The 10301-nt window shown below is 59.0% G+C and carries 10 protein-coding genes and 3 pseudogenes; 7 read left to right on the top strand and 6 right to left on the bottom strand.

All coding sequences use genetic code 11. The features are described 5' to 3' along the window. Complete coding sequence (locus tag CT676_RS42060) at positions 1–480, bottom strand: PH domain-containing protein (protein WP_135217167.1); 480 nt, start codon at positions 478–480, stop codon at positions 1–3. An 847-nt stretch (positions 481–1327) separates the two neighbouring features. Here CT676_RS42060 and CT676_RS45840 point away from each other — a divergent pair. The 3 genes from CT676_RS45840 (at position 1328) to CT676_RS42045 (ending at position 4332) form a co-directional block, all read left to right on the top strand. Continuing rightward, entirely contained in the window at positions 1328–1708 is a 381-nt protein-coding gene (locus CT676_RS45840; protein WP_244623508.1) for a DUF1254 domain-containing protein, read from the top strand. A 9-nt stretch (positions 1709–1717) separates the two neighbouring features. Then, positions 1718–2611: a DUF1214 domain-containing protein gene (locus CT676_RS45835; protein ID WP_244623507.1), complete on the top strand. Its 894-nt coding sequence runs from the start codon at positions 1718–1720 to the stop codon at positions 2609–2611. A 74-nt stretch (positions 2612–2685) separates the two neighbouring features. Continuing rightward, positions 2686–4332 (top strand): DUF1254 domain-containing protein, encoded by a 1647-nt coding sequence (locus CT676_RS42045; RefSeq protein WP_135217165.1) that lies wholly within the window; start codon positions 2686–2688, stop codon positions 4330–4332. A 27-nt stretch (positions 4333–4359) separates the two neighbouring features. Here the strand turns inward: CT676_RS42045 and CT676_RS45830 are convergent. Continuing rightward, positions 4360–4557 (bottom strand): annotated as a pseudogene (locus CT676_RS45830) (SOS response-associated peptidase); the annotation flags it as partial. A gap of 12 nt (positions 4558–4569) precedes the next feature. Beyond that, positions 4570–5016, bottom strand: coding sequence for a hypothetical protein (locus tag CT676_RS46380; protein ID WP_343287590.1), 447 nt, complete (start codon positions 5014–5016; stop codon positions 4570–4572). Here CT676_RS46380 and CT676_RS42030 point away from each other — a divergent pair. Beyond that, positions 5015–5269, top strand: coding sequence for a hypothetical protein (locus CT676_RS42030; protein ID WP_135217164.1), 255 nt, complete (start codon positions 5015–5017; stop codon positions 5267–5269). The genes CT676_RS46380 and CT676_RS42030 overlap by 2 nt on opposite strands. 34 nt (positions 5270–5303) lie before the next feature. On the opposite strand, the gene CT676_RS42025 is transcribed toward CT676_RS42030, so the two are convergent. Further along, positions 5304–5501 carry a hypothetical protein gene (locus CT676_RS42025; RefSeq protein ID WP_135217163.1) on the bottom strand — a complete coding sequence of 66 codons (198 nt, stop codon included), beginning with the start codon at positions 5499–5501 and terminating at the stop codon, positions 5304–5306. A gap of 162 nt (positions 5502–5663) precedes the next feature. Between CT676_RS42025 and CT676_RS42020 the strand changes: the two are divergent. Next, positions 5664–5877, top strand: a pseudogene (locus tag CT676_RS42020) (cold-shock protein). A 245-nt stretch (positions 5878–6122) separates the two neighbouring features. On the opposite strand, the gene CT676_RS45825 reads toward CT676_RS42020, so the two are convergent. Next, positions 6123–6386 (bottom strand): hypothetical protein, encoded by a 264-nt coding sequence (locus CT676_RS45825; RefSeq protein WP_167768340.1) that lies wholly within the window; start codon positions 6384–6386, stop codon positions 6123–6125. Between the two features lie 178 nt (positions 6387–6564). After that, positions 6565–7151 (bottom strand): annotated as a pseudogene (locus CT676_RS42005) (polyphosphate kinase 2); the annotation flags it as partial. Between the two features lie 290 nt (positions 7152–7441). On the opposite strand from CT676_RS42005, the gene CT676_RS42000 reads away from it, so the two are divergent. After that, on the top strand, positions 7442–9043 hold the full coding sequence (locus CT676_RS42000; RefSeq protein WP_167768339.1) for a phospholipase D family protein: 1602 nt from the start codon (positions 7442–7444) through the stop codon (positions 9041–9043). 693 nt (positions 9044–9736) lie between these two features. Next, on the top strand, positions 9737–10129 hold the full coding sequence (locus CT676_RS41995) for a hypothetical protein (RefSeq protein ID WP_135217160.1): 393 nt from the start codon (positions 9737–9739) through the stop codon (positions 10127–10129). Positions 10130–10301 lie beyond the last annotated feature (172 nt).

Here is a 10301-nt window from a genome sequence, read left to right as displayed (position 1 = left end):
TTACGTGCCAACCGGTCTTGTCGTGATGGCGCTGCGAAACGCGAGAGGCGAATTAACGGTGGAAATGGTTTGCGTACCCTCGCCGACGCCCTGAATGGTAAGGTCGCCATAGTTCAAAAGGCGGCCAAGAACGCTTTGGTTGACATCGACGCTCTCAACTTTGTCGAGCCTCATCTCAAAGGTCCGCCTCCTGATGAAACCGCTCTTGTGGACGACCCGCATGTTGGTAACGTCGGTCTCGGTGGTCCAGCGGCGGAACCAAGCCGTCGCGGTCCAGTACAATGCCGCGAGCCCAGCGACCGCCGCCAATACCAACCAAACCAACGTCAGCGCGTCGGCGGCGACCAGGCGCCACAGCACCAGAAATGCGACCGCCGCGATCCACGCCCCAATTGCAGGCAGAAAGTACACCCAGTGTTCGTTGGTCGAATACAGCACCCTTTCGCCGGGCTGTAGGATTTCGTCGATATAGCGCCCCATACGCCTACCCTGAGTTTACCTGTCCTCGCAGTAATATGCGCCATTTTGAACCGAGAAAGACCTTGATCTATCTCAAGCCTTCCAACGGCCAGCGCCGGAGGCTCGCATTGCGTTCAGACGAGAGCCGGACCCATCCCCTCTGTGAGAGGTCGGGATGTTTGGACGGTTAAAGGAGGTGCAGAATGATTAGGTTGATTGCTATTGCTGGCTTAGCCTTATCGGTCGCAGTATCGGCGCAAGCCATGACACCTGCGCCGATTACTCCTCCGCCCAACGGCATGATCACAGAAGTCGCTGCTGCCTGCGGCGCGGGTAGGACGCGAGTTAACGGTGTGTGCGTGGCAAGAACCACCGTCCGTCAGACCCGTCGAGCCGTCCGCAGATGTGCGACCGGAATGACTTGCTAGCGCGCTGATGGCTAAGCGGTACAACTACGAAGACGATCCGGAACTGTCACTAGCGGCATTCTGCACTCTGTGTTGCCCGAAGCCGCTGAAGGAGCGGCTGCTGGATGTGATGGTCGCCGTACATGATTTAGATCAACGTTGCCGCTCGACTGCCACGAAAAATGGCCCAAGGTATTTGATCCGAGAGACTGGTTTCCATCATCAAGGCTGAGACGCGGTGACCACGAGAGATAAATTGATGACGCAGCTTTTACGGCTTCGTGTGGCAGCCGTGGCCTTCGCCATGACGATGCCCCAGTTCGCCGTCGTCCAGACGGCACCTGCAATTCAGGTCCCGATACCGAAGACTGCGGCCGACGTTCCCGGCCCTGTTCCCGGCAACACGATGACCAGCGCCTACGTCCAGTTTGTCGGCCGGATGGCCTACATGTGGGTATCCGATGGTGAACGCGCACAACCGTCGTGCGGCGTTCGCCCACGCGCCTGAACCCGGGCTACTCGGCGGAGTAGTGCCAGTTGCGCCGGTTGGCTACAACCAGATGCTCACCAACTATGTCAAGCCGGATCAAACCTTCATCGTCTGTCCCAATCAGGACGTTGCTTACGGGGCAGGCTTTACCGCGCTCGATAGGGAACCAACGGTCATTCAGGTGCCGGACTTCGGCGACCGCTTCTATGTCTACGCAATGTATGATCAGCGCACCGACGAAATTGGCCGTATTGGCCAGCAGTATGGCACCAAGCCCGGCTTCTACCTGATCGTAGGACCGCATTGGAGCGGAGAGCTTCCCAAGGACATCACTGCGGTAGTGCGATCATAGACAGACCTTGTGTTCGTCGTTCCACGAGTTTTCAAGGATGCGACACCGGAAGACACCGCAGCCATTCAGCCGGTCATCGATCAGGTCCTGATGTATCCGCTCAGCCAGTTCGATGGCACGATGAAGAAGAAGGATTACGGCAAGTCGCCGCACTTCCCGGTTCCGTCAGCGGGCGGTCACGCGCCGAAGGGCGAGAGCAGGTGGGTGAACCCCGCAACCTATTACGAAGAACTGGCCGTGGTCATGAAGGAGGTGCCCCCCCTGCCCGGCGAGGAAGCACTATACCGGTGGATTTCGTCCGTATGGGAAGCCGCCGACAAGAACCCCGACACCAAGAAGGCGCTCATTGAAGCGTTCCTGGCGGCCGAGAAAGAACTCGTGGAGCCGCTCTTTCAGTTTCAATACAACGGCCGGGCGATTGGTAACGGCTGGACTGTTCCGGCGAATGCCGCAGAGTGGGGCACTGACTACCTGAACCGCACCGCGATCAGCAAATCCAGTATGTATCAGAACACGGCAGCGGAAACGCAATACAATTTGCGTGAGTTCGATAGCGAGGGGAAGCGGCTCGACGGCAACAACCAGTACACGGTCACTTTCGCAAAAGGAGAAGTGCCGCCCGTGAAGGGGTTCTGGTCGTTGACATTGTACAATGAGGAAAAATTCTTCTTTCCGAATGCGCTGGAACGCTTCTCGCTCGGTACGAAAAACAAGACACTCAAATACGCCGCCGATGGCTCGCTGACCCTTTATCTGGGCGCCAAGTCGCCGGGCAAGGACAATGAACCGAACTGGATACCGGCTCCCTCAGGACCCTTCTCGCTCATCCTGCGGCTCTATTGGCCAGAAGCTTCCGCGTTGAGCGGCGTGTGGTCGCCGCCAAACGTCAAGAAGGCGAATTGACCGTTGGATCGTGAGGTCGCCGCAATGGCGCGCTCAACGGCAATCCAACTTTGGCCTTTCCGAGGGAGATGATTATGAGGAATAACTACAAGCATTTTGCCGCTGCCACGGTGGCAGGCGCGTTGTCTGTCACGGCAGCGTTCGCCCAAACAGCGCCGCCCATCCCACCGTCGATCAATACGCCGGACATGGTCGAGAGCAGTATCGGCACGTTGCAATACAAGGACGGTGCACCGAGCAAGGATACGGTGGCCAAGGCCTACGACTACCTCGACCTGATGCATGGCGTCGAAGCGTTCGTGAATGCCTATCAGGGCGCCTCGGTGTCGTCGATCTTCAAGGGAGCCGAAGCTGCTGGCGTCCCAAACAACACGGCCCTCATTTTTTCGGAATTGATGGATGCGAAGTCCCTGTTCCTGACAGCCAATGCGGACACCATTTATTTCTTTGTCAATCTGGACGCCAGCAAGGGCCCCATCGTCGTTGAGACGCCGCCACTGTCGCTCGGCGTGGTCGATGACATGTGGTTCAACTGGGTCACTGACTTCGGTCTGCCCGGTCCCGACCGGGGTGAAGGAGGCAGGTATTTGTTCGTGCCGCCCGATTACAAGGGCGAGTTACCCGGTGGCGGCTGCGTTCAGAAGATGCGCACGACCCGTGCCACTCTGCTCGGTCGGTCCTTTCTCGAGAAGAACGACCCGAAGCCGGTCGTTGCGGAGATCAAGAGGACGCTCAAAATCTATCCCTACCTTCCCGGCGGATACGGCACCAGCATCGGTTCGGCGTTGGAGGGCAAGGCGACTTTGGCGCGCACGTCGGATCACAAACTGGAGTGGGCCTTCCTGCGACCTGCGGAGGCTGCGAAATTCACCGAAGGCACCGGCAAGGTGATCAACACCGTTCCGCCGAGCGACTTCAGCTACTTCGAGATGCTCAACGATCTGGTGCAAAGAGAGCCCGGGAGCGCGCTCGACCCGGAAATCATGGGATCACTCGCCGCCATCGGTATCGTAAAGGGTAAGCCGTTCAACCCCGACGCGCGGATGAAGAAGATACTGATCGACGCGGCAGCAATCGGAAACGCCGCCGCGCGCACCCTGAATTTCAAGTGGCGTCCGTCCGACGGTGGCTACTACTACCCCAACTCGACTTGGTTCAACCCGCTGTTCCTCGGCGGCTACAACATGGAGACGCCGCCGCCGGAAGTGAGCGCCGACGGCGTCATCACTCCGAACCCGCCGACGCGTGCCCGCACCCTGAACGTGCGGACGACCATGTTCTTCGGCTACACGTACATCACGCCCGCGATGATCATGCGGCTGACGGACATCGGCTCGCAGTATCTCGTTCAGACCGTGGATGCTGGCGGCGAGTTTTTCGACGGCAGCAAGAGCTACAAGGTTACGCTGCCCAAGGACATTCCGGCAGGGAAGTTCTGGTCTTTTACCGTTTACGACAACAAGACACGCTCGATGCTCGACACTCCGCAGCGTTACCCGCGAGCAGGCAGCCAAAGCTATCCGACGCCCGCTGCCCAAGCCAACGCCGACGGCTCGACAACGGTGTACTTTGGCGCAACCAAGCCAGAAGGCGTGAGCGCGGGAAATTGGGTTCAGACCGACCCCAAGAAGGGCTGGTTCACAATCCTGCGCCTCTACAGCCCGCTCGAACCGTTTTTCACGAAGGCGTGGCGCCCGAGTGAGATAGAATTGGTCCGCTAGATCATTTGGGCGACCACAGCGGCCTTGGCCTGTGCGCGGCGGCGGCGGCATGCGCCACCGCATCATTGATAGCTCGCGCCCGGTCTCGGTGTTGCGGACCACCGAAGCCGGATAATCTGGAACCGCGCCCGGCATCGGTGCGAGGCTGCCGACATAGCGGTTGACGACGCGGAACAGCGTGGCGATAGCCGCTTGGTTCGTGGTGATGCTGTAGAGGCTACACATGCGCTTTGCGGACTACCGCTTCTTAAAGTCCGTTAGCTTGCGCATGTAGTAACCCTGTCTCTGAATGGCGAGCTTAATGTCCTCGCTGACGCTCGCCACTATTTTCTTCTTACGCCATCTACCTGACGCGTCAGGAATTGGCAGACCATTGCGCACAACCAACAGATCACGCTTAGTGTTCAGATACACATCGAGAATATCGCGGGGCGCAGAGATAGCAAGCAACTCCGCCCGGACACGATGGGCAGGCAAGCCGCCACAGATTGCGGTGGATAGCGTGACGGCCCAACAGGCACGAGCGTCTGCAGGTGCTCGCAGCTTGATCCAGATCAAGCCCTGTAGTGACATAGGCAAGCTGAATTGCCATCGGTGCGGCACGACTTCTTCAGACCACGCCGGGAGGGAATTTTTAAAGACTTGGATCCTTCGGGAATTGCTTGAATACTCGTGAACAGCCATGCCCCTGCAGTTCCAGCGTGCCGTCGAGAAGATGGAAATATGGAGCGCGAACAGCGACGGCTATTCTTTCGTGATCAGCTATGAAAGCCCTGCCGGTCCTGGCTTTCACGGACGCGCCGGTTATCTGGCGTCGTGGCGTCCTGTTTATGAAGGCCGCAGCGCGATCAGGATCACCGGCTCGCCCTTTAAAACTTTCGACGAGGCCGAAGCTGCTTGCGATGCGATGCTAAAACTCCTGATGAGCGAAAATTGACGCGATAGCCAGCAAATTTGGGAAAGGCAACGGACTAGCATTCAGCGTGACCGCCGTCCTCTTCGTGAAAGCGTTTCGCTTCCTCCTGCGCGACCAGCCTTGCGAGCATCCGCCGCTGTCTGTCCGTGATGCTCGGATCAGCAAGCTGCCGCTTGGCGATGATCAAGTTCGCATAGTGGATGAACTCTTCCATCGATCCCATGAGCGCCTCCCTGTCCTTGTGCGACGCCATTCCCGCGTCCATAAAAGGCGACAACACCGAAGCGTACAATTGTCCCAAAGGGCCAATTTTCCGGTCAGGCGGCCTGTCCTAGAAGGCGTTTCGGTTTGGCTCGGCGAAGAATAGGTCGTCTGCTTTCAGGGCGAGCCTACAATACGGGGGAGGGGTTTCGCGATGTCCATGGTTGGTACGGTCAAGTTCTTCGATGGAGAGTGGCTATGGCTTCATCAAGCCGGATGACGGCGGCCGTGATCTGTTCGTTCATATCACCGCAGTCGAGCGGGCCGGACTGAAGGACTTGACTGAAGGACAGCGCATTACATTCGAGGTCGAACCGGACAAGAAGGACAAAGGCCCCAAGGCGGTCAACCTCGTGATCTCATCCTGAAGTGCTGCCCGCGCCGGACATTGGGTCTGTTGCCTGCGGCCATCGGCATAGCCCTTGCGGCGCACGTGCGCCGCAGCTCCTGCGCATGTATGCGTTGACTTGGTTCCAAAAAGTCGCCGCCACGTGGCTGTGATGTCCCGCCCGTTCGCTATTCGGTCGCCTGTCCGCGTCGGGACGATAAAAAAGCCGCCACCGGGACGAAGCGGTGACGGCTTCTTTCTCGCTCGTGACCGCGAAACAAGTCTTTACCGCCCCGCCCCAACGCGATTGACGCCGCCATTTGCATTGCCACCGGCGTTATGACGGACGGCAGCGCGCGCCACCGGACGAGGCCTCAGCACGACGCCTGCCCGGGCAACGCAACCCACCGGATATTCAACGTACTGGCAGTACACGACCGCCTGGGCTGGCGCTGGATTCAGAGTGACACCTGCAAGCCCCAACAGGGCGCTAGCAGCAATCCCGGCAACAGTCGCGGACTTGATCGAAAGACGCATCTTCGGATGCATGTTGGACCTCCCTCTTCGCGCTTGCGTCACTGAAAAATGACGGGAGCCGCCTCAGGTGCGGCTGAACATAGCGTGAGCGCCAAAGGATCGCTGAGGTTGACCTAGATCAACGGAGGTCTGCCTAGCGCCCAAGGCCATGTGACCGAGCGCCCGCTTCGGGTCTTGGCACTTGCCCGCAGCGCCGCACCGATTCAGTGTCCATCGGGCTCAGCTTCCAATGCTTCATCGGGTCGTTGATCCTGGCCTCGAACCGGCGCCGCTGCTCCTCCTGGCTGACGTCGAGAAAGTACTTGCGCAGGATGATGCCGTTGCTGACGATCATCTCCTGCTCGACCACGGGAACCATCTTCATGAACCGTTCGTACTGCTCGTCCGTGCAGAAGCCCATTACTCGTTCGACCCCGGCCCGATTGTACCACGAGCGGTCGAAGAGGATGATCTCGCCCGCCGCTGGGAATTGCTCGATGTAGCGCTGGATGTAGACTTGGCTCTTCTGGCGGTCGGAGGGGGTAGGCAAGGCCACGTGCCGGAAGACGCGCGGGCTCGTGCGTTCGGTGATCCGGCTGATCACACCACCCTTACCCGCCGTGTCCCGGCCCTCGAAGACCACAATGACGCGCGCCCCTTGTCTTTGACCCAAGTCTGCAGCCGGGTTAGCTCGACCTGAAGCTTCGCGAGTTCCTCCTCGAATTGCTTGCGGCTGATCTTGCCGGACGCGTCCAGCGCCTCTACGGCCGCGTGCTTCTTCTCCTTGCCTTTCAACATCCACCAACCCTCCCCGGCGAAAAGGCCTATTCGCACCTTCACTCGGAGCCGATCCGCCGTGGTGTTGTTGATCTATCTCAATGCTTCACTGCAATCAGGCAACCATCTAAAAGAGCATCGTATATTTGCTGGCGAGCGCAGCGATCATGATACGGATGCTCGAATATTCTCAAATTAGGTCGCCAGTTTGCGCTTGACGGATTGCTGTTACCGCGTTTGCCTTCTGGCCGTGGGGGCTGGAGAGCGCCATGTGCCGCGGAACCGCCTACCATGTTGCGGACTGCCACCGGATGGACGTCGACACGCAGCGAACCAGCAGTCCCGGGAGTTCAGCCGAGTCTCAGGCATCGGCCCGTCGCGGACTCCCACGCACGGCCCTGATTTGGCTTGCAGAGGTTCTCACCGGCCGCACCACCGACCCCCGGCCTGACTATCCGCGAACCCCATCGACGGCATTCGAAGACCCCGCGTCAACCAGGCTGGGCCAATTCTTCGGCCTGGCGGCCGACCAGCATCCGGGCCTCTCCGGCTTCAGCCTCTTGAGCCAGGGGCGCGAGGCTTTCATCGCCCGTCTGGCGCTGACAGACTTGGCCGAGCGTGGCCTCGACATGCAGTATTATGTCTGGGACGGCGATACCACCGGCCGGATCATTATTGAGCACGTGATGAAGGCGGCCGATCGGGGGGTGAGGGTGCGGCTCCTCGTCGACGATCCCTTCTACAAGGACAGCGATTCCGTTAAAGCCGGCCTCGATGCTCACCCCAATGTTGAGATCCGCCTGTTCAACCCGCTTACTAACCGGCGCTGGTCATTTCTTGACTTCATCTTCGACTTCGGCCGGGTCAATCGCCGCATGCACAACAAGCTGATGGTCGCTGACAATGCAGCAGCGATCGTCGGCGGCCGCAATATCGGTGACATCTACTATGGCGTGAACACCTTCGCCAACTATCGCGATCTGGATGTGTTGGCGGCTGGGCCTGTCGTCCGCGATTTGTCGGGCGTATTCGACAGATACTGGAATAGCCCCTCAACGGTGCCGATCGCGGCCATTGTCGACCGCGCCCATGACGCTGCCGATCTCGATGCCATCCGGATTCGCTTGCGTGAGGCGATCGCGGCGGCCGACTACCCTTATCCGATTGACCAGGAGCTCGACCAGCTCGCTGCGCGGGGCGCTGAGCTTCGCGACAATCTCGTGTGGGCACATGGCCGGATTGTCGCCGACGACCCGGAAAGCATCGCCCCCGGCAAGGAGAGCGACGACGTCATCGAATTCATCCGCGGGCGGGTCGCACAGCTGAAAGAGGAGCTGCTCGTCGAATCACCATACTTCGTCCTGCCCGCGCGAGCGCAGGCAACCGTCAAAGCGCTGCAGGAGCGCAATGTTCGGGTGCGCGTGCTGACCAACTCGCTTGCTTCGAACGACATGCTACCGGCGCATTCAGGCTATGCCAAGACCCGAAGGCGGCTGCTCGAGAATGGCATGGAGCTATACGAACTGCGCCCGGATACCGATGCCTTCCGGCTGGGCTGGTCAATCCTTTCCGAGCGGTCGCGAGCGGCCTTGCATGCAAAGGCCATGGCCTTCGACGGCGAAGCCGTGTTCATCGGCAGCTTCAATCTCGATCCACGCTCTGCCGTAATCAACACCGAAGCCGGCCTTTACATCGAGAGCCCGGAGCTTGCCAAACGGCTGACGGCTTACATGGCGGCTGGCGTAGTGCCTGCAAATAGCTACCGCGTCTTCCTCGACCCGAAAGGCGATATAATCTGGGAGACGGAGAGGAACGGCCAAAGGGTGCGCTACCGGGACGAGCCCGAAACCGGCTTTCGACGACGATTCGTCGCCGACCTGTGGAAGCTGCTACCGATCGACTCGCAACTCTGACACCGATCGCTCGGCGACCTACGCAAGACACGCGTCCTGTGGTCTCGGGAAGAAAGTCTGGTGAATATCTGTGGGCGGGGTTTGCGCATGTTTTTCGGGTGCGCGCCCTCGACCCGTGAGAATTGATAAATCGCTCGGTCAGGTCGATGTCCGAGTTGGCGATAGTGTTGCAAAAGTCGAAAACTGAACGACGCTGAAAATCTCGCAAAAGCTGATTTTTAGCCGACTCCGCCACTGCAATACTCCGTAGCACTCATACGAAGCTCCATGGTCGTTTTTGTGTGAATCGATATGGTCCCTCACGTCGCCGCGCGTAAAACGCATCAGCAGCTCTAAAAAATTTCGTTCGTCGCCCCAGAAAGACTTTTCAACACTATCAGCCAAGAGGCGACATCGCTCACTTGGTTGTCGTTTCGAAATCTTTGCCGACTTCCGATAACATTGGCGCTGTTACCTTCTTTCAGGCGCCGCCCGACGCGATCCGCCAGCCTCACTTCAGCCTCGACGTAACACCGAGCAAACACACCAAAGAGCGCGACGCAGCAACTTTGTGCACGGTTGCGTGCATAAACTCCGTGATTCACGTTGAAATTTGGTCACGAGCTAGGTCAGGCCCGTTGATCTTTGTCAATGTCGGCATCAACCGACGGGCCTCCTTATGCAAAGGGGGCGAGACAGGATAGGAGCAAAACGATGAAGCGGATGGTTTTTAGAAATTTTGCAATTGCAACTTCGGCTATCGCCTTTGCAACACTGTTCACCGTTGACTGGTCTGAGCAGCGCGGGATTTCGCTGTCAGTTGAGAGTGCCCAAGCGAGGCGGCTCTATGTCGGCCCGTATCCCTATCATCACTACATACCCGATCAGTCCGGTCTGCCTTGGTACGCAGTGCGGGCCTACTACGCTGACGGCCCCTGGTGTGGTGCCGGCGGCACGACCGGGTACGGCACGACCGTGGGGGTCTTTGGGCGTGCTTCCTATACCTGCTACAATGGTTGGGATGACTATGCGAAGCTCAATGGCATTGGTTGCACGCCCGGCACACTGATCAAAGGCGGTGACGGAATCATGTACGTCTGCCAGTAGGAACGCGGACCCCACGGAGAGGCGGCGCAAGGGCCGCCTCTTTCAATTTAAAAACGATATCCGTTCTCGCCGTCACCGGTCACCGCTCGCTATTGAACCGTACTTCCGCGCAGATTAGAGGTCCCGGCATGGCACCGGGGCCGCTCAATTAGGAACGGCAAAGGGTCTTCGC

It is taken from the genome of Bradyrhizobium sp. MOS001 (assembly GCF_004634465.1).
Lineage (GTDB): Bacteria > Pseudomonadota > Alphaproteobacteria > Rhizobiales > Xanthobacteraceae > Bradyrhizobium > Bradyrhizobium barranii.
This window is presented reverse-complemented; position numbering and strand designations above follow the sequence as displayed.

What these genes read in the sequence shown, in the direction of transcription:
- CT676_RS42060 (WP_135217167.1), bottom strand. Translation starts at nt 480, where the DNA reads ATGGGGCGCTATATCGACGAAATCCTACAGCCCGGCGAAAGGGTGCTG.
- CT676_RS45840 (WP_244623508.1), top strand. Translation starts at nt 1,328, where the DNA reads ATGGTGAACGCGCACAACCGTCGTGCGGCGTTCGCCCACGCGCCTGAA.
- CT676_RS42045 (WP_135217165.1), top strand. Translation starts at nt 2,686, where the DNA reads ATGAGGAATAACTACAAGCATTTTGCCGCTGCCACGGTGGCAGGCGCG.
- CT676_RS42030 (WP_135217164.1), top strand. Translation starts at nt 5,015, where the DNA reads ATGCCCCTGCAGTTCCAGCGTGCCGTCGAGAAGATGGAAATATGGAGC.
- CT676_RS46380 (WP_343287590.1), bottom strand. Translation starts at nt 5,016, where the DNA reads ATGGCTGTTCACGAGTATTCAAGCAATTCCCGAAGGATCCAAGTCTTT.
- CT676_RS42025 (WP_135217163.1), bottom strand. Translation starts at nt 5,501, where the DNA reads ATGGCGTCGCACAAGGACAGGGAGGCGCTCATGGGATCGATGGAAGAG.
- CT676_RS45825 (WP_167768340.1), bottom strand. Translation starts at nt 6,386, where the DNA reads ATGCATCCGAAGATGCGTCTTTCGATCAAGTCCGCGACTGTTGCCGGG.
- CT676_RS42000 (WP_167768339.1), top strand. Translation starts at nt 7,442, where the DNA reads ATGGACGTCGACACGCAGCGAACCAGCAGTCCCGGGAGTTCAGCCGAG.
- CT676_RS41995 (WP_135217160.1), top strand. Translation starts at nt 9,737, where the DNA reads ATGAAGCGGATGGTTTTTAGAAATTTTGCAATTGCAACTTCGGCTATC.